Annotated in this window: 16 protein-coding genes; 11 read left to right on the forward strand and 5 right to left on the reverse strand. The window is 59.3% G+C overall.

Annotated features, from left to right (window positions below; genetic code table 11):
- Positions 1–3 precede the first annotated feature (3 nt).
- A complete protein-coding gene (locus AC4IHP_RS04035) occupies positions 4–849 on the reverse strand; it encodes an AAA family ATPase (RefSeq protein ID WP_007911294.1) in 846 nt (281 codons plus the stop codon).
- 198 nt (positions 850–1,047) lie between these two features.
- Between AC4IHP_RS04035 and AC4IHP_RS04040 the strand changes: the two genes are divergently transcribed.
- Together AC4IHP_RS04040 and AC4IHP_RS04045 are read left to right on the forward strand one after the other, a co-directional pair.
- Complete coding sequence (locus AC4IHP_RS04040) at positions 1,048–1,278, forward strand: DUF4160 domain-containing protein (protein WP_490830928.1); 231 nt, start codon at positions 1,048–1,050, stop codon at positions 1,276–1,278.
- Positions 1,266–1,763 carry a helix-turn-helix domain-containing protein gene (locus AC4IHP_RS04045; protein ID WP_460125013.1) on the forward strand — a complete coding sequence of 166 codons (498 nt, stop codon included), beginning with the start codon at positions 1,266–1,268 and terminating at the stop codon, positions 1,761–1,763. Before AC4IHP_RS04040 ends, AC4IHP_RS04045 begins: the two co-directional genes overlap by 13 nt.
- Here AC4IHP_RS04045 and AC4IHP_RS04050 read toward each other — a convergent pair.
- A complete protein-coding gene (locus tag AC4IHP_RS04050) occupies positions 1,760–2,836 on the reverse strand; it encodes a DUF748 domain-containing protein (RefSeq protein WP_460125016.1) in 1,077 nt (358 codons plus the stop codon). The two genes, AC4IHP_RS04045 and AC4IHP_RS04050, sit on opposite strands and share 4 nt — an antisense overlap.
- A 141-nt stretch (positions 2,837–2,977) precedes the next feature.
- Between AC4IHP_RS04050 and cysK the strand changes: the two genes are divergently transcribed.
- Both cysK and AC4IHP_RS04060 read left to right on the forward strand, forming a co-directional pair.
- Positions 2,978–3,952, forward strand: a complete 975-nt coding sequence (gene cysK, locus AC4IHP_RS04055) for a cysteine synthase A (RefSeq protein WP_460125019.1) — start codon at positions 2,978–2,980, stop codon at positions 3,950–3,952.
- Between the two features lie 184 nt (positions 3,953–4,136).
- Positions 4,137–5,075 (forward strand): aspartyl/asparaginyl beta-hydroxylase domain-containing protein, encoded by a 939-nt coding sequence (locus tag AC4IHP_RS04060; RefSeq protein ID WP_039760974.1) that lies wholly within the window; start codon positions 4,137–4,139, stop codon positions 5,073–5,075.
- A gap of 52 nt (positions 5,076–5,127) precedes the next feature.
- Here the strand turns inward: AC4IHP_RS04060 and AC4IHP_RS04065 are convergent, their stop codons facing one another.
- Positions 5,128–5,289, reverse strand: coding sequence for a hypothetical protein (locus tag AC4IHP_RS04065; RefSeq protein ID WP_490830929.1), 162 nt, complete (start codon positions 5,287–5,289; stop codon positions 5,128–5,130).
- 322 nt (positions 5,290–5,611) lie between these two features.
- On the opposite strand from AC4IHP_RS04065, the gene AC4IHP_RS04070 reads away from it, so the two are divergent.
- Both AC4IHP_RS04070 and AC4IHP_RS04075 read left to right on the forward strand, forming a co-directional pair.
- A complete protein-coding gene (locus tag AC4IHP_RS04070; protein ID WP_490830930.1) occupies positions 5,612–5,776 on the forward strand; it encodes a hypothetical protein in 165 nt (54 codons plus the stop codon).
- Between the two features lie 95 nt (positions 5,777–5,871).
- On the forward strand, positions 5,872–6,735 hold the full coding sequence (locus tag AC4IHP_RS04075; protein WP_460125026.1) for a DMT family transporter: 864 nt from the start codon (positions 5,872–5,874) through the stop codon (positions 6,733–6,735).
- Positions 6,736–6,847: 112 nt separating this feature from the next.
- Here the strand turns inward: AC4IHP_RS04075 and AC4IHP_RS04080 are convergent, their stop codons facing one another.
- Positions 6,848–7,756: a DMT family transporter gene (locus AC4IHP_RS04080; RefSeq protein WP_490830931.1), complete on the reverse strand. Its 909-nt coding sequence runs from the start codon at positions 7,754–7,756 to the stop codon at positions 6,848–6,850.
- Positions 7,757–7,970: 214 nt separating this feature from the next.
- Between AC4IHP_RS04080 and aceK the strand changes: the two genes are divergently transcribed.
- The 5 genes from aceK to AC4IHP_RS04105 all read left to right on the forward strand — a co-directional run bounded on the left by aceK (position 7,971) and on the right by AC4IHP_RS04105 (position 16,171).
- Positions 7,971–9,692, forward strand: coding sequence for a bifunctional isocitrate dehydrogenase kinase/phosphatase (gene aceK, locus AC4IHP_RS04085; RefSeq protein ID WP_490830932.1), 1,722 nt, complete (start codon positions 7,971–7,973; stop codon positions 9,690–9,692).
- A 139-nt stretch (positions 9,693–9,831) separates the two neighbouring features.
- Positions 9,832–13,743, forward strand: coding sequence for an ATP-dependent RNA helicase HrpA (hrpA, locus tag AC4IHP_RS04090; RefSeq protein WP_490830933.1), 3,912 nt, complete (start codon positions 9,832–9,834; stop codon positions 13,741–13,743).
- Positions 13,744–14,069: 326 nt separating this feature from the next.
- Entirely contained in the window at positions 14,070–15,191 is a 1,122-nt protein-coding gene (locus tag AC4IHP_RS04095; RefSeq protein ID WP_490830934.1) for a beta-ketoacyl-ACP synthase III, read from the forward strand.
- Positions 15,192–15,326: 135 nt separating this feature from the next.
- Positions 15,327–15,938: a sigma-70 family RNA polymerase sigma factor gene (locus tag AC4IHP_RS04100; protein ID WP_122611695.1), complete on the forward strand. Its 612-nt coding sequence runs from the start codon at positions 15,327–15,329 to the stop codon at positions 15,936–15,938.
- On the forward strand, positions 15,932–16,171 hold the full coding sequence (locus AC4IHP_RS04105) for an anti-sigma factor family protein (RefSeq protein ID WP_490830935.1): 240 nt from the start codon (positions 15,932–15,934) through the stop codon (positions 16,169–16,171). Before AC4IHP_RS04100 ends, AC4IHP_RS04105 begins: the two co-directional genes overlap by 7 nt.
- A gap of 170 nt (positions 16,172–16,341) precedes the next feature.
- On the opposite strand, the gene AC4IHP_RS04110 is transcribed toward AC4IHP_RS04105, so the two are convergent.
- Entirely contained in the window at positions 16,342–17,664 is a 1,323-nt protein-coding gene (locus AC4IHP_RS04110) for a putative porin (protein ID WP_016771204.1), read from the reverse strand.
- Positions 17,665–17,885: the final 221 nt, after the last annotated feature.

A 17,885-nucleotide genomic window follows, 5' to 3' on the forward strand; every position in this document is an offset into this window, starting at 1 on the left:
CTCTTAGCGGGTGCCGCGCCGGCTCATGAACGCCAGGCGCTCAAGCAGTTGCACGTCCTGTTCGTTTTTCACCAGCGCGCCAGCCAGTGGCGGGATGGCTTTGGTCGGATCGCGCTCGCGCAGCACCGCTTCGCCGATATTGTCGGCCATCAGCAGCTTCAGCCAGTCGACCAACTCGGACGTCGAAGGCTTTTTCTTCAGGCCCGGTACCTTGCGCACGTCGAAGAACACGTCGAGCGCTTCGCTGACCAGATCCTTCTTGATGTCCGGGTAATGCACGTCGACGATTTTCTGCAGGGTGGTGCGATCAGGAAAGGCGATGTAGTGGAAGAAGCAACGGCGCAGGAACGCGTCCGGCAGCTCTTTCTCGTTGTTGGAGGTAATGATGATGATCGGGCGCTTCTTGGCCTTGATAGTCTCGTCGATCTCGTAAACGTAGAACTCCATCTTGTCGAGTTCTTGCAACAGGTCGTTAGGGAACTCGATGTCGGCCTTGTCGATTTCGTCGATCAGCAGAATCACCCGCTCCTCGGACTCGAAGGCTTCCCAGAGCTTGCCCTTCTTCAGGTAATTGCGCACGTCGTGGACTTTTTCATTGCCCAGCTGCGAGTCACGCAAACGGCTGACCGCGTCGTACTCGTACAGACCCTGATGGGCCTTGGTGGTGGACTTGATGTGCCAGGTGATCAGCTTGGCACCGAACGACTCGGCCAGTTGCTCGGCGAGCATGGTCTTGCCGGTGCCCGGTTCACCCTTGACCAGCAGCGGCCGTTCCAGGGTGATGGCGGCGTTGACCGCCAGCTTCAGGTCATCGGTGGCGACGTAGGCCTGGGTGCCTTCGAACTTCATCTGCAAATCCTCGAACGGTAACGCCGACCTACGGGCAGGGCGGGGCGAAATAATCGGATGCCCGACTATAACGCGCACGCCGGTCGACTGTGAACGCAGACGGCTTATTCAGTCTCTGAATGGAGCGTCACATGTTGACTCAGTCTCGGCGGATGGCCAGTATTCCGGTATCGCCGATTTGGCGATAGCTTGTGATCCATGTCTACTAAATACCGATTTCGCGATAAATACTGCATACAGCTGCGTGAGAAAGATCCCCCACCGCCTCATGTCCACCTGACCGGTGGCGGCGTTGACGTGATGCTCAGCCTGGAAACGATCGAAGTCATGATGGGCAAGGCACTGCCGCTGATCGTCAAAGAAGCGTTGGCTTGGGTGGGTGCACATCAGGCGCAACTATTGGAGGACTGGAAACGATGTTACCCATGAAACGGCCGCGTCTGCGATCTGCGCACGTTCTGTCGGATTTCAGGTTGGCACTGACATTTATCAATAGTCAGGAACTGACAGTTGATTTGGGGATGGATATTCATACTTATCCAGGTCTGCGGCCACTGCTTGATCGCGAAGTCTTTGCGACTGCCGCAGTCGGGGACGAGGGTTGGATCGTTGAATGGATTGAACCCGACGTACAGATCGGTGCAGACACCTTGTATATGGATGCGCTAGCGCAAAATGCCCAGGATGAGAACACGCGCATTTTTATCGATTGGCGCGCCCGTACCGGACTTTCTCTCAATGATGCGGCCGAAGCGCTCGGTGTGAGCGCTCGCAGCATCAGCCGTTACAGCAATGGGCGTGAAGCAGTGCCACGTTCTTTGGCGTTGGCCTGTCTGGGCTGGGATTCGCTGCAACAGCGTTCATCGATAGCGGCCGAAGACACAGGTCGATATGTCGTCAACCGCAAAAATTAACCCTCATCCGGCTTCGGCCGTTCGTACCGCGCATTGAATGCCTGGATGAAGCCATTGCGCAAAATCTGCAAAAACGCTTCGAAGGCGTTGACGTTCTGCTGGTGAACATTGCCGCTGAGTTCGACGCGGGTGGCGAACTGGTTTTTGTTCTGGTTCTTCAGCACGGTCTCGGTGCCGCCGACCAGTGCTTCCCAGATAGAGCGGAACAGGCCTTTGTTCTTGTTTTCGACGTCTTGCTGCCAGTTGAATACATCGACGTCGCGCAGCAGGGGTTTGATGTAGCCGGTGAGTCGGGCTTTCTCTGCCTTGGCTTCGATGACCACATCGCCGTGGCCGGCGTTGAAGTCGAACTTGCCATAGGCCGAGGCGAAGTCGTTCATGCGTTTGAGTTCGATGTCGCGGGCGCGCAGGCGGAATTCGAAGTCTTCGAAGTTGCTCAGCGGATCGAAGGTGGCGGTGGTTTCCAGCGGAGCGTGGCCCAGCAGCAGCGCCTTGCCTTCGAAACGGGCGTCGCGCTTGCCTTCCTTGTCCACTACGTTGGTCAGGTTATAGATGCTGGCGTTGACGTTGCTGGCATTCATGTTCACCGGCGGCTTGGAATTGAAGTTGCGGAAAGTGATGCGACCGTCGTTGATCTGTACTTCATCCAGGGTGATCGGCAGCAGCTTGCCCAATTGCTCACGCCAGTCTGTGCCCTGACCGGTCTGCGAGTTCTGCTTGTTGGGGCCACCGTCGACAAAGTTGATTTCCGGATTGAGGAATTGCACCTGCGCGACCACGGCATGGTCGTACCACAACGAATGCCAGCTCACCGACAGATCGATCAACGGCGCATCGACGAACGGCACCGGTACCTTGCCATCGACCTTGACGATCTTCAGGCCGTTGATTTTGTACGCGCCACGCCACAGCGCGAGATCAACATCGGTGATCTGGCCACGGTAATCGCCCATGTCCGCGAGTTTGTCATTGAGGTAATCGCGTACCAGATAGGGCAGGGCGAAATGCAGGGCGACCAGCAGCACCACGACACCCGCCAGGGTCCAGAGCGGCCAGCTGTAACGACGTTTCATGCCATTGTTCCTTCAAGAGTGTGCCTTGACGATTCAAAGCGATTGACTGCGTGCGTTCGCAGACGTTCGCCCCGACTGGACTGTGACCGGCAACAGGCTTACCTTGGAAGGCTGAATTCAACGCTGCATAAGGACCCAGCCATGAGCCGTATCTACGCTGACAACGCCCATTCCATCGGTAATACGCCGCTGGTCCAGATCAACCGCATCGCGCCGCGCGGGGTCACCATCCTGGCCAAGATCGAGGGGCGCAACCCCGGTTATTCGGTCAAATGCCGGATCGGTGCCAACATGATCTGGGACGCCGAAAGCAGCGGCAAACTCAAGCCGGGCATGACCATTGTCGAGCCGACTTCGGGTAACACCGGTATTGGCCTGGCCTTCGTCGCTGCCGCGCGCGGCTACAAACTGATGCTGACCATGCCGGCGTCGATGAGCATCGAGCGCCGCAAGGTCCTGAAAGCCTTGGGTGCGGAGCTGGTATTGACCGAGCCGGCCAAGGGTATGAAGGGCGCCATCGAGAAAGCCGCGGAGATTGTCGCCAGCGATGCCGACAAATACTTCATGCCGGCGCAATTCGATAACCCGGCCAACCCGGCGATCCATGAAAAGACCACAGGCCCGGAGATCTGGAACGACACCGACGGCGCAGTGGATGTACTGGTGGCTGGCGTCGGCACCGGCGGAACCATTACCGGCGTGTCGCGGTATATCAAGAACACCGCCGGCAAACCGATTCTGTCGGTGGCCGTCGAGCCGGCGTCTTCGCCGGTGATCACGCAAGCGTTGGCCGGTGCCGAGATCAAGCCGAGCCCGCACAAGATCCAGGGCATTGGCGCCGGTTTTGTACCGAAGAATCTTGATCTGTCGATGGTCGATCGCGTCGAGCAGGTGACCGATGAAGAATCCAAGGCCATGGCTTTGCGCCTGATGCAGGAAGAGGGGATTTTGTGTGGCATCTCCTGCGGTGCTGCCATGGCTGTGGCAGTGCGTCTGGCGGAGACGCCGGAGATGCAAGGCAAAACCATCGTCGTGGTGCTGCCGGATTCGGGTGAGCGTTATCTGTCGAGCATGTTGTTCAGTGACCTGTTCACCGAGCAGGAGAATCAGCAGTAATCCGGTTGATTCAGGTCAGCCGAGGTTCAGGCGCTGCATGTTAATAAAGGCTTTGTTGCGCAATGCTTAACATTGAATCTTGCATCAGGCGGGTTTTTCCCGGAGCCGGTAGTGTTTATCATGGCCGGCTGCCATGCCGGGAAAAGGGCATTGCGCAGCGTTGTCTTTATTCAAGGAGTCGTTGATGACCGTTTCTTTTGCCGCCAAGGCGTTTGTGCTGTTGCTGTTTCTGGGCAGCACGCTCTATGTGCATTTGCGCGGCAAGGCGCGTTTGCCGGTATTGCGCCAGTTCGTCAACCACTCCGCACTGTTCGCTCCGTACAACGCTTTGATGTACCTGTTCTCCGCAGTGCCCTCCAGGCCGTATCTGGATCGCAGCAAGTTTCCCGAACTGGATGTATTGCGTGACAACTGGGAAACCATCCGCGACGAAGCGATGCACCTGTTTGACGAAGGCTACATTCGCGCCGCCGAGAAGAATAACGATGCCGGTTTCGGTTCGTTTTTCAAGAAAGGCTGGAAGCGTTTCTATCTGAAGTGGTACGACAAACCGCTGCCATCGGCCGAAGCCCTGTGCCCGAAAACCGTGGCGCTGGTCAGCGCCATACCGAACGTCAAGGGAGCGATGTTCGCGCTGCTGCCGGGCGGCAGTCACCTCAACCCGCACCGCGACCCCTTCGCCGGCTCCCTTCGTTATCACTTGGGCCTTTCGACGCCCAACTCCGACGATTGCCGGATCTTCGTCGACGGTCAGGTTTACGCCTGGCGCGACGGCGATGACGTGATGTTCGACGAGACCTACGTGCACTGGGTCAAAAATGAAACCGATCAGACTCGGGTGATTCTGTTCTGCGACATCGAACGTCCACTGAGCAACCGCCTGATGACTCGCATCAATCGCTTCATCAGCGGCTGGCTAGGTCGCGCCACCGCGCCGCAGAATCTTGATGATGAGCGCGTCGGTGGGATCAACCAGGCTTATGCCTGGAGCAAGAACTTCAGCGACCGTTTCAGCGGCGTGGTCAAGCAGTGGAAACGCCGCCATCCCAAGGCGTACCGCGTAATGCGCCCGGTGCTGGCGGTGCTGGTGCTGACGTTGCTGGGGTATTGGTTGTTTGGTTAACGATTGGCCAGAAATAAAAAACCGCTCTTTGGGAGCGGTTTTTATTGATGGTTCAAGGACGGCCGGCGAGCAGGTTGGGCTCATTCACGTCGGTTCCGTTTTCAAGAACCTGCAGAAAACGGCGCTGATTCGCGGATAACTCCAGTCGATCAAGCTTTTCCACCGGCTCGCCCAATTCCTTCTTGCTTGGGGATTTTCTTACGACTTTGCGCATACTCCCTCCCTCAAAGCGGACTTCTGACATGTCGGCTCCCGTAATGGATCGCATCTGCGCAGTCGCAATACCCGCCCGCTTCCTCGCCTCTGACCGATAAACCTGATACCGCAAATACGTCCGTTCCCTTGGCATGTGATCTCTTGCATTCCATGTCTCCTGACAATCCGTTGCCACCGCCAATCACCCTGATCATCCCGCCCCAAACTGTCGCTACCGGCCCTTTGCCCAAGTCATTGCAATCTGTGTCCCGGGCTGGTTATAGTCAGCCCGCTTGAGCGCCATGCTCACGCCTTCATTTCCTCAATAAAGATCAGCATCCATGCCTGCATCCCTCATCAACGCGGTAGTCGATTCAGCGGTCAACGCTGGCGTCGTGCCGTGCGGGAATCAGCAGCCGGTGCAGATCAGTCATTACCCTCCACCTGTCAGTAGCACGCCGGTGTGCGCAGCCGTATCGCCGCCGGGCGTTGGTGTTCGGGGCTGATCGGCAGTTTCTGCTGACCACTGCGCCCGCCGGAAAAACCTACTGAACTTCAGCTTTGGCTGAGTTGGCTTCTTGCCTGACTACAGGTGGTATTCATGTTTGTCCTTTCGAAACAATCCGCGCTCGCGGCGACGTCCACGAGCCTGTTCGTTCTGCTGTGGAGCAGCGGGGCGATTTTCTCCAAGTGGGGCCTGGCCCATGCTTCGCCCTTTGCTTTTCTGCTGATTCGCTTCGCCATCGCCCTGTGCGGGCTGGTGTTGCTGGCGCCACTGCTGAGATTGAAGCTGCCCAAGGGTGGCAAACCCATGCTGTTCGCAATCGCCACCGGCGTGGTGCTGTTGGGCGCCTATCAGATCTTTTATCTGCTGGCATTGAACAGCAAAGTCACACCGGGGGTGATGGCGACGATCATGGGCGTTCAGCCGATCCTCACCGTGGTGCTGATGGAGCGCCAGCGTTCAGCGAGCCGCCTGTTCGGCCTGACGCTGGGGCTGGCCGGGCTGATCATGGTGGTCTATCAGGGTATCGGTCTGGCCGGGATGTCCTGGGCTGGCATGGTATTTGGACTCCTGGCACTGGCGAGCATGACGCTCGGTTCGATCATGCAAAAACGTATCACCGACAACCCGCTTGGCACGCTGCCAGTGCAGTATCTGGCCGGCCTGTTGCTGTGTGCGATCTTCGTACCGTTTCAGCCGTTTCACTTCGAGCACAGCGCAGGCTTCATTATCCCGGTGTTATGGATGGGCCTGGTGGTGTCGGTGTTGGCGACGCTGTTGCTGTATCGACTGATCGCGCGGGGTAATCTGGTGAATGTCACCAGCCTGTTCTATCTGGTGCCGGCGGTCACGGCGGTGATGGATTACCTGATTTTCGGTAATCGGCTGGCGGCGTTGAGCGTGTTGGGAATGCTGCTGATCATTGTTGGATTGGTATTTGTGTTCCGTAAAACCGGATAGCCGATAGGCAGGTGGCGCTTGTTGCGCCGCCTTTCGCGAGCAGGCTCGCTCCACATTGGAATGTATTTTTCTGTGGGAGCGAGCCTGCTCGCGAATATCTGCGGCAGAAAATCTAACGGGCTGACACCTTTGCAGGCTTCACCACCGCCGGCTTCAACACCAGCCACAACGCTGCCGCAATCAGCACCCCGCCATAAATGTGCGCCATCGACAACGGCTCATCCAGCAACAACGCCCCCCACAACACCCCGAACGGCGGGATCATGAAGGTCACGGTCATCGATTTCACCGGGCCGATCGAGCTGAGCAGGCGGAAATAGATGATGTAGGCAAACGCCGTGCAACCCAGGCCCAGGCCGAGCAGCGACAGCCAGACCTGCCAGCCGCCCCAACTGACCGGTGGCGCAGTGATCGTGCTGTAGGCGAACAATGGCAGCAAAAACAACGTCGCCCCGAGCATGCTGCCCAATGCCGACAAACGGCTGTCCAGCCCACCGGCCTGATCCAGCCAGCGCCGCGCGAGGAAACCGGCAAAGCCGTAGCAAGTGGTCGCCAGCAGGCAGGCGACCGCGCCCATCAGCAGCTGCAGATCGAAGGCCACGGGACCGGCGCGTGTCAGCACGCCGACGCCGAACAGGCCGAGGAACACGCCGCTGAGCTTGGCCGCTGTGAGTTTTTCGCTGAAAAACAGGCCGCCAATCAGCACGCCCATCAGCGGCGTGGTGGCGTTGAAGATCGCCGAATAGCCGGCCGGCAATACCTGGGCGGCAACCGAATACAACGTCGCCGGAATCCCCGAGTTGATCACGCCCAACAGCATCACGGTTTTCAGCTTGCCCTTGAAATCCCAGCTGATGCGCATCAGCCCAAGAATCACCAGCAGCCCGGCGGCCGCGATCGACACGCGAAAGAACCCGGTCGGGATTGTGCCGATCACCGGGGCAATGATGCGCATGAACAGAAAACTCGCGCCCCAGATAGCGGCCAGCGACAACATGCGGAAAATATCGACAGGGCTCACGGCGGGCTCCTTGCTTGATCGGGACGAGAGTGTTGCCGAGCGTCCGGATCATGGCAACCGCTATTCGGGCTTTTAATTCTGCCTGGCGATCTACCTGCCCCAGAAACTCTGTCAGCGGTCGTCCCGGTATCGGTTTTGGCAGAAATTGCGCTTTTCCTGCGGACGGTTCCGTGACTAAGCTCAAACGAATCGATTTCCCGCCGAGGTTTCATTTATGTCGCAGCAATGGCCAGCCACCGAGATCGCCCGGATGATCCTCGCCGGCTTCGACGATTACCGCGAGCATTTCCGCCGCATCACCGATGGCGCGCGGGAGCGCTTCGAACAGGCGCGCTGGCAGGAGGCGCAGGCCGCGTCGGCGGCGCGGATCAGTCTGTATGAGGAAAAGGTTGGCGAAACCGTCGCTCGCCTGCGCGAGTATTTCGACGAAGAGACCCTGATGAACGTCAGCTGCTGGCCGCTGGTGAAAAGCGCCTATATCAGTGTGATCGACCTGCGCTTCGACGATGAGCTGTCCGAAACCTGGTACAACTCGATTTTCTGCGGGCTGTTCAGCCACGACCTGATCAGCGACGGTTGCATGTTCATCCACACCACGCGCCCGAGCCTGCGCCGTGCGCGCGCCGCGCAAACCCGCACGTACAAGCCGCAGGGCCAATTGTCCGGCATGCTCGCAAGTATTTTTTCCGACTACCGCTTCAGCGAGGATTACGCCGATTTGCCCGGCGACTTGCTGCGACTCGAAGCGCAGCTGCGCGAGAACCTGCCGGACTGGGTGTGCAAGGACCCGGAGCTGAGCGTCGAGTTGTTTTCTTCGGTGCTCTACCGCAACAAGGGCGCGTATCTGGTCGGGCGCATTTACACCCGCGACGAGCAATGGCCGCTGGTGATTCCTCTGTTGCACCGCGAAGGGCAGGGTATTCAGATCGACGCGTTGATCACCGACGAAGCCGATGTGTCGATCATCTTCTCTTTTACCCGTTCGTATTTCATGGTCGATGTCCCGGTGCCAGCGGAGTTCATCGGTTTTCTGCGGCGCATCCTGCCGGGCAAGCACATCGCCGAGCTGTACACCTCGATCGGCTTCTACAAGCACGGCAAGTCGGAGTTTTACCGCGCGCTGATCAATCACCTGGCCAACACCGACGATCAGTTCATCATGGCCCCCGGCGTGCGCGGCATGGTCATGAGCGTGTTCACCCTGCCGGGTTTCAACACCGTGTTCAAAATCATCAAGGACCGTTTCTCACCGTCGAAGAACGTCGACCGCGCCACGGTGATCGAAAAGTACCGACTGGTGAAAAGCGTCGATCGGGTCGGGCGCATGGCCGATACCCAGGAGTTTGCCGATTTTCGTTTTCCGCTGAGCAAGTTCGATCCGGCGTGTCTGGAGGAATTGCTTGAGGTGGCGCCATCCACGGTTTCGGTCGAAGGCGAAACCGTGCTGATCCGCCACTGCTGGACCGAACGCCGGATGACCCCGCTCAATCTATACCTGGAAAACGCCAATGACGCGCAAGTGCGCGAAGCGCTGGAAGATTACGGTCTGGCGATCAAGCAACTGGCGGCGGCGAATATTTTTCCCGGCGACATGTTGCTGAAGAACTTCGGCGTCACTCGCCACGGCCGGGTGGTGTTTTACGACTACGACGAAATCTGCTTCCTGACCGAAGCCAACTTCCGCCACATCCCGGCCCCACGCACGCCCGAGGACGAAATGGCCTCCGAGCCGTGGTACTCGATCGGCCCGCTTGACGTCTTTCCCGAAGAGTTTCCGCCGTTTCTGTTCGCCGATGCCGGACAGCGCAAGTTGTTCGATCAGTTGCATGGCGAGTTGTACAACGCCGATTACTGGAAGGGCTTGCAGGAGGCGATTCGGGCGGGGAAGGTCATTGACGTCTTCCCATACCGGCGCAAGGGCCTTGATAACGAATAACAAGACGCAGCTGCAAGCGGCAAGCTTCAAGCTGCAAGTTGAAAGCCGCAGTGACTTGCGGCTGGTAGCTTGGCGCTTGCAGCTGCTTTTCTGCCACAATCCGCCCCCTGCATAAATAGACGACCGAATTGCCTACCCGATGACCGACGAATCGCCCTCCATCGACAAACTGCTGAAAAACCTCGATCACGCCATGCTCGCCGACCGTCACCGGCTGCGGCGGCAGTTGCTTGAGCTGCGCAAGAAACCCGACGAGGCCAAACTGGCCCAGTGGATAGCGCGGATGCAGGCGTCCTGTGAGCAGGTGCTGGCGCGCCGCGCGAGCCTGCCGGTGATTCGTTACGACGACAGTTTGCCGATCGCGGCCAAGCGCGACGAAATCAAAAAGGCCCTGGAGCAACATCAGGTGCTGATCATCGCCGGCGAAACCGGTTCGGGCAAAACCACCCAGTTGCCGAAGATCTGCCTGGAAATCGGTCGCGGTCAGCACGGTCTGATCGGCCACACCCAGCCGCGCCGGATTGCCGCGCGTAGCGTCGCCAGCCGTGTCGCCGAAGAACTCGGCACGCCGCTCGGAGCGCTGGTCGGCTATCAGGTGCGTTTTGAAGATCAAAGCGATTCCAACACCCTGATCAAACTGATGACCGACGGTATTCTGCTGGCGGAAACCCAGAACGACCGCTATCTGGAACGCTACGACACGATCATCGTCGACGAAGCCCACGAACGCAGCCTCAACATCGACTTCCTCCTCGGCTACCTGAAAACCCTGCTGCCACGCCGTCCCGACCTGAAGGTCATCATCACTTCGGCGACTATCGATCTGGAGCGCTTCTCCAAGCACTTCGATGACGCGCCGATCGTCGAAGTGTCGGGTCGTACCTTCCCGGTGGAAACCTGGTATCGACCACTGACGCTGGAGCAGGACGAAGAGGGCAACCGGGTCGAGGACGACCTCACCGTCGATCAGGCGATCCTCGCCACCCTCGACGAAATCGCCGCTTACGAGCGCAGCGAACGGCGCAGCCCCGGCGATGTGCTGGTGTTCCTGCCCGGCGAGCGCGAGATCCGCGACGCCGCCGATATGTTGCGCAAGGCTCAGCTCAAACACACTGAAATCCTGCCGCTGTACGCGCGCCTGTCGCCGGCTGAACAGCAGCGGATTTTCCAGTCGCACCCGGGCCGCCGCGTGGTACTGGCGACCAACGTCGCCGAAACCTCGCTGACCGTGCCGGGTATTCGCTATGTGATCGACAGCGGCACTGCGCGCATCAGCCGCTACAGCTATCGGGCCAAGGTGCAGCGCTTGCCGATCGAGGCGATTTCCCAGGCCAGCGCCAATCAGCGTAAAGGTCGTTGCGGGCGGGTCGAGCCGGGCATCTGCGTGCGTTTGTACAGCGAAGAGGATTTCCTTGGTCGCCCGGAATTTACCGATCCGGAAATCCTGCGTACCAACCTCGCCGCCGTCATTTTGCAGATGCTGCATCTGCGCCTCGGCGAAATCACCGCGTTCCCGTTTATCGAGCCGCCGGACGGCAAGGCGATCAGCGACGGTTTCAACCTGCTGCAAGAGCTTTCGGCGGTGGATCGCAATAGCCAGCTGACGCCGCTCGGACGCCAGTTGGCGCGCTTGCCGGTCGACCCGCGCATGGGCCGCATGCTCCTCGAAGCGGCCAAGCTCGGCAGTCTGCAGGAAGTGCTGATCGTCGCCAGCGCCATGTCGATTCAGGACCCGCGCGAGCGTCCTCCGGAGCGTCAGCAAGCGGCGGATCAGGCCCATGCGCAATGGAAAGATCCGGACTCCGACTTCGCCGGGCTGGTCAATCTGTGGCGTGGTTTTGAAGAGCAGCGCCAAGCGCTGACCGCCAATCCGCTGCGCAATTGGTGCCGGAAAAATTTCCTCAACTATTTGCGTCTGCGCGAGTGGCGTGATTCCCATCGTCAGTTAAGTCTGATCTGCCGCGACATGCAGCTGAGCCTGAACAAAGAGCCGGCCGATTATCCGAAGCTGCACAAAGCGGTGCTGGTCGGATTGCTCAGCCAGATCGGCCAGAAAACCGAAGACGGCGATTACCTCGGCGCGCGGCAACGGCGCTTCTGGATTCATCCGTCGTCGGGCATCGGCAAGAAGCGCCCGCAGTGGCTGATGACCGCCGAACTGGTAGAAACCACCAAGCTTTACGCGCGCATGGTCGCCAAGATCGACGCCGACTGGATCGAGCCGCTGGCCGGGCACCTGATCAAGAAGAACCACTTCGAGCCGCATTGGGAAAAGAAGCGCGGCCAGGTCGTCGCCTACGAGCAGATCACCCTGTTCGGCCTGATCGTCGTCGGTCGCCGCCCGGTGCATTACGGCCCGGTCGATCCGGTGGTATCCCGGGAGCTGTTTATCCGCGAAGGCCTGGTGCGCGGCGAGATTCAGTCGCGGGCCAAGTGCCTGAGCGCCAATCAGAAACTGCTCGAGCAGCTCGACGAACTCGAGGCCAAGGCGCGCCGGCGCGACATTCTCGCCGACGAAGAAACCCTCTACGCCTTCTACGATGCGCGCCTGCCGGCGGAGATCCACCAGACCGCGACCTTCGACAGTTGGTACAAGGTCAACAGCCAGAAAGACCCGCAGCTGCTGATCATGCGCGAGGAAGACGTGCTGGCCCGCGAGGCCAGCGAAGTCACCGCCCGTGATTACCCGGACACGCTGCACATCGGCGATCTGGAACTGGCGCTGACCTATCACTTCGAACCCAATCACCCGCGTGATGGCGTGACCTTGCGCGTGCCGGCGCCGCTGCTGCCGATGCTGCCGCCGGAGCGTCTGGAATGGCTGGTGCCGGGCTTGATCGAGGCCAAGTGCATTGCCCTCGTGCGCAACTTGCCGAAGGCCCTGCGCAAGAACTTCGTGCCGGTGCCGGACTTCATCAAGGCCGCGTTGCAGCGCATGACTTTCGCCGAAGGTTCGCTGCCGCAAGCGCTCGGTCGTGAGCTGCTGCGCATGACTGGCGCGCGGGTCAGTGATGAGGCGTGGGCGGAAGCGGCGCAGCAGGTTGAAAGCCATCTGCGCATGAACCTGGAAATCGTCGATGGCCAGGGCAAGTTCCTCGGCGAAGGTCGCGATCTGGCCGAGCTGACCGCACGCTTCGCCGAAGCCAGCCAGGCCGCGCTGGCGGTGCCGCAGAGTGCGAAAAGTCAGCAGCCGGTCGAGGCGAAAGTCTTTGCGCCGGTGGCGGAAAAGACCCAGCAGAAGATCGCCGGGCTGTCGATGACGGTGTACCCGGCGCTGGTGGAAGAGGGCGGCACGGTCAAGGAGGGGCGCTTCTCGACTCCGGCCGAGGCCGAGTTCCAGCACCGTCGCGCCTTGCAGCGTTTGCTCATGCAGCAACTGGCCGAGCCGGCAAAATTCCTCCGTGGCAAGTTGCCCGGGCAGACTGAGCTGGGCCTGCTGTACCGCGAACTGGGCCGCGTCGATGCGCTGGTCGAAGACATTCTGCTGGCCAGCCTCGACAGCTGCATTCTCGAAGGCGAAGACCCGTTGCCCCGGGATGGCGCCGGATTGGCGGCATTGGCCGAGCGCAAGCGCGGCAACTGGACCGAGCACGCCGAGCGGGTTGCGCGGCTGACGCTGGAAATCCTCAAGATCTGGCACGGTCTGCAAAAACGCTTCAAGGGCAAGATCGATCTTGCCCAGGCAGTGGCGTTGAACGACATCAAGCAGCAGATCGGCAATCTGGTCTATCCGGGCTTCGTCCGCGAGACGCCGATGCAGTGGCTCAAGGAGCTGCCGCGTTATCTGAAAGCGGTCGAGCAGCGTTTCGAGAAACTCGGCGCGCAGGTGCAGAAAGATCGGGTCTGGAGCGGCGAACTCGCTGGCCTGTGGGCGCAATACCAGAGTCGCGCGGCCAAGCATGCGCAGGAAGGCAAGCGCGATCCGCAGTTGGAGTTGTACCGCTGGTGGCTGGAGGAATACCGCGTGTCGCTGTTCGCGCAACAGTTGGGCACCAAAGTGCCGATCTCCGACAAGCGCCTGAGCAAACAGTGGAGTCAGGTCGAACCCTGACTTCGCGCCTTGCAACGATCCTGTAGGAGCTGCCGAAGGCTGCGATCTCTTGATCTTGATCTTGATCTTTAAAAAGCAAAATCAAAAGATCGCTGCCTTCGGCAGCTCCTACAGGGATCGCGTGAGCAGGAGAAAGGCGCCAAAATTCTGGGTTTATGGCAAACTTCGCCACCATAACCCGCCGTTTCGCGACCCAGAGCCTTCGGCCGTGTCGCGCTGCGGAATAAAACGATGCCAGGTTTGCGTCCCCCGGATGGGAATAGACCCTTTGCGTGTTGGTACGACGGTTCCAGCACTTTCTGCCTGAACAGATTAGAGAAACGACCATGCATAACGTCGTCATCAGCGGCACCGGCCTGTACACACCGGCCAACAGCATCTCCAACGAAGAGCTGGTGCAGTCTTTCAATACCTACGTCGCCCAGTTCAACGCCGATAACGCCGAGGCCATTGCCGGCGGTGAAGTCCAGGCCCTGACAGAATCCAGCGCTGCGTTTATCGAAAAAGCCTCGGGCATCAAGAGCCGTTTTGTCATGGACAAGGACGGCATCCTCGATCCGCAACGCATGGCCCCGCGCCTGCCCGAGCGTTCCAACGATGAATGGTCGGTGCTCTGCCAAATGGCCGTTGGCGCTGCCGAACAAGCCCTGCAGCGAGCCGGCAAAACCGCAGCCGACATCGACGGTGTGATCGTTGCCTGTTCCAATCTGCAACGTGCCTACCCGGCCATCGCCATCGAAGTCCAGGAAGCGCTGGGCATCGAAGGTTTCGGTTTCGACATGAACGTGGCGTGTTCTTCCGCCACCTTCGGCATTCAGGCCGCCGCCAATAGCGTGCAACTGGGCCAGGCGCGGGCGATCCTGATGGTCAACCCGGAAGTCTGCACCGGGCACCTGAACTTCCGTGATCGCGACAGCCACTTCATATTCGGTGATGCCGCGACTGCGGTGATCATCGAACGCGCGGATCTGGCGACCTCCGAGTACCAGTTCGACGTGGTCAGCACCAAACTGCTGACCAAGTTCTCCAACAACATCCGCAACAACTTCGGCTTCCTCAACCGTGCGGCAGAAGAGGGCATCGGCGCCCGCGACAAGCTGTTCGTGCAGGAAGGCCGCAAGGTGTTCAAGGATGTCTGCCCGATGGTCGCCGAACTGATTGGCGAGCATCTTGAAGAGAACCAGCTCAACGTTGGCGACGTGAAGCGCTTCTGGCTGCATCAGGCCAACCTGAGCATGAACCACCTGATCGTGCGCAAGCTGCTCGGCCGTGAAGCCACCGAAGAAGAAGCGCCGGTGATTCTCGACAGCTACGCCAACACCAGCTCGGCCGGTTCGGTCATCGCCTTCCACAAATACCAGGATGATCTGGCCTCGGGTTCGCTGGCGGTGCTCAGTTCGTTCGGCGCCGGTTACTCGATTGGTAGCGTGTTGCTGCGCAAACGCTAAAACAGGTTAATTTCCCCTTAATCGCGTCGATCTTTCCTACATTCGAAGCGAGTGAAACGCTGTAATTTTTCGGACGTCGCGGCAGGTGAACACCTGCCGCGTTCATTTTCGAAGTCCGGACAAGGGGATTGATGGATGGCGGCTGACGACACCCAACTGCTCACGCGCCTGCTGGCGGGGGAGCAAAAGGCTTTCAAGGAATTGGTCACCACGTATCAGAGCGCCATGCGCGCTGTGGCTTATGCGATTGTCGGCCAGCGTCATGTCGAAGAAGTGGTGCAGGATGCCTGGCTGTCGGTGGTCCGCCATCTGGCCAGCTTCGAAGGCCGCTCCAGCCTCAAGACCTGGTTGCTGACCATTACCGCCAACTCGGCCAAAAGTCGCTACAAACTCAATCGTCGGGAAGTTTTGCTCGATGACCTGCCATCGCCCCACGGCACCATCGATGACGATCGATTCTCATCCAGCGATGGTCATTGGCTGGTCGCGCCATTCGCCTGGCATCAGGACACCCCCGAAGCGCTGCTCACCGAAAACGAACTGCGCGAATGTCTCGAACATACGTTGCTGAGTCTTTCCGAGTTGCAGAGCAGTGTGTTGCTGTTGCGCGAACGCCAGGGCCTGGAGCTGGAAGAGATCTGTAATCTTCTGGAGATTTCGCTCTCCAATGTCCGCGTGCTGCTGCACAGGGCACGCTTGAAGGTCTTTGCGACCGTGGAACATTTTGAGGAGACAGGAGAATGTTGACCTGCAAGGAGCAAGTGGCACGATCCAGCGATTATCTCGACGGCCAACTGAGCTTTCGCGAGACGCTGATGGTGCGTCATCACCTGTTGTTCTGCCCCAACTGCCGACGCTTCATGCGACAGATGCGCGTGATGCAGGCGACACTCAAGGCGCTGCCGGAACAACCGGACGAGAATGTCGATGCGCTGGCTGAACGCTTGGCCGAGCAACGACGAAAAGATAATTCACCGTAGGAGCTGTCGAGTGAAACGAGGCTGCGATCTTTTGATCTTGTTTTCAGGATCAAGATCAAAAGATCGCAGCCTTCGGCAGCTCCTACAGGGGCAGCTTCAAGCTTCAAGCCTCAAGCTGCAAGTAAAGGCATTCACTCGCAACTCTTGGCTTGCAGCTTGCAGCTGTTTTCTTAGAACTTCGCTTCAGCATCCAGCTGCAGGGTGTTGGCATCTGCATCGCGTTGGCTGCGGCTGGCGAAGTCGGCCTTGGTCAGGAAGTACGTGGCGCCGACGGCGAAGTTCTTGTCGATGTCGTAACCGACCTTGAACTTGTGCCCGCGCGAACCGGTGGTGCCGTTGGCGAAGTCGGAGTCGGTGAACGCGCCGACCACGGCATTGCGCTGCACGTCGCGATAGTTGTAGTCGAGGTTGAAGCCGAAGACTTTCGACTTCGCGCCGAGCAACCATGCGGTGTCCTGATCGGTCACGGCATCGTTGTTCTTCACGTACTGACCGTAGAACGACAGCGGCATTGGCAGGCCGCCGATGTCGATCTGGCTGAACCCTTCATACAGACGGAATTCGTTGTCGGCCGAGTTGCCGTTGACTGCCAGCGCGCACGGCGTCGAGGTGCCGGTGCAGCGGCTGTCATCGTCGTTCTGGTAGGCGTAGACGCTGCCGCCGACGGTCATCTTCAGGTTGTCAGTGATGTTGAAACGGCTGCCCAGCTGGCCAGCGGTCAGGCGCAGGTCGTGACGGAATTGCACGCCGTCGCCGTCAACGTTGTCCTTGAGGTTGTAGTTACCCAGGCTGCCGAACAGCTCGGCGCTGCCGCCCAGTGGGTATTTGTAGGTAACGGCCAGACCTTCCGGGTTGATGTCGCTGTCCCAGATCACGTCACCCATGCTCACCCACGGTTGCAGCATCTTGCCGCCGATCACGTGCAGGTTCTTGATCTGATCCGGGTGGTAGTCGATGTAGCCGAGGTCGAGCCAGATTTGCTTCTTGTCGAAGTAGTTGTCCTGATCCTGATTGGTCGAGCGCGCGTCGTCGCCGCCGCCGGTGGCGATACGGATGCCTGTGTCGACTTGCGGGTTGATCTCGGTGTAGGCGCCCAGACGCGCACGGATGCGCTGGCGGTCCTTGTCGCGACCGCCATTGTTCGGCTCGCCGTCGATCTTGATGGTTTCCTGACGGATACGTACGTCGCCCTTGAACTGGGTCTTGGCCGCCCACGCCAGTTTCTGGTCAAACAGGCTCTGTTCGTTGGTCTTCTTGGCGACCGCCGCTACTTGTTCGTTGGTTTCCTGCTGCGCCTGTTGGGCGATTTGCTGAGCCTTCTGATCCTTGGCCAGTTCTGTTTGCAGCTCGATGTACTGCGCCTGGGAAATCGACCCGTTGGCCTTGAGCATGTCGAGCAGTTTGGCGTCGACTGCAGCACTGGCCGGAACGCTCATGGCCAGCAACAAGCCGCCGCACAGGGCCGCTGCAGTTTTCGTGGAAGCAAGACGCATAGCAATCTCCGAAGATGAAGGGGATGGCTGAACCATCCTGGGCACAACCGGCTGAAGGCCGGAAAACTGTGTCCGGGTTAGAACCCGGCGCTCTAAAAACAGGCGCCAGTATCGCGATGGTTTATGACAGAGCGGTGGCACAGTGATGGCAGGTTGATGACGATACGTAACAGGCGTGAACTATCGACCTAGAGCGCTGTCGGCCGATTGAACGTGTGCAA

The sequence above is a fragment of the Pseudomonas sp. UF-293 genome, assembly GCF_058245595.1.

Coding starts and splice junctions, on each gene's coding strand:
- AC4IHP_RS04035 (WP_007911294.1), bottom strand. CDS start 849: ATGAAGTTCGAAGGCACCCAGGCCTACGTCGCCACCGATGACCTGAAG.
- AC4IHP_RS04040 (WP_490830928.1), top strand. CDS start 1,048: ATGTCTACTAAATACCGATTTCGCGATAAATACTGCATACAGCTGCGT.
- AC4IHP_RS04045 (WP_460125013.1), top strand. CDS start 1,266: ATGTTACCCATGAAACGGCCGCGTCTGCGATCTGCGCACGTTCTGTCG.
- AC4IHP_RS04050 (WP_460125016.1), bottom strand. CDS start 2,836: ATGAAACGTCGTTACAGCTGGCCGCTCTGGACCCTGGCGGGTGTCGTG.
- cysK (WP_460125019.1), top strand. CDS start 2,978: ATGAGCCGTATCTACGCTGACAACGCCCATTCCATCGGTAATACGCCG.
- AC4IHP_RS04060 (WP_039760974.1), top strand. CDS start 4,137: ATGACCGTTTCTTTTGCCGCCAAGGCGTTTGTGCTGTTGCTGTTTCTG.
- AC4IHP_RS04065 (WP_490830929.1), bottom strand. CDS start 5,289: ATGCGCAAAGTCGTAAGAAAATCCCCAAGCAAGAAGGAATTGGGCGAG.
- AC4IHP_RS04070 (WP_490830930.1), top strand. CDS start 5,612: ATGCCTGCATCCCTCATCAACGCGGTAGTCGATTCAGCGGTCAACGCT.
- AC4IHP_RS04075 (WP_460125026.1), top strand. CDS start 5,872: ATGTTTGTCCTTTCGAAACAATCCGCGCTCGCGGCGACGTCCACGAGC.
- aceK (WP_490830932.1), top strand. CDS start 7,971: ATGTCGCAGCAATGGCCAGCCACCGAGATCGCCCGGATGATCCTCGCC.
- hrpA (WP_490830933.1), top strand. CDS start 9,832: ATGACCGACGAATCGCCCTCCATCGACAAACTGCTGAAAAACCTCGAT.
- AC4IHP_RS04095 (WP_490830934.1), top strand. CDS start 14,070: ATGCATAACGTCGTCATCAGCGGCACCGGCCTGTACACACCGGCCAAC.
- AC4IHP_RS04100 (WP_122611695.1), top strand. CDS start 15,327: ATGGCGGCTGACGACACCCAACTGCTCACGCGCCTGCTGGCGGGGGAG.
- AC4IHP_RS04105 (WP_490830935.1), top strand. CDS start 15,932: ATGTTGACCTGCAAGGAGCAAGTGGCACGATCCAGCGATTATCTCGAC.
- AC4IHP_RS04110 (WP_016771204.1), bottom strand. CDS start 17,664: ATGCGTCTTGCTTCCACGAAAACTGCAGCGGCCCTGTGCGGCGGCTTG.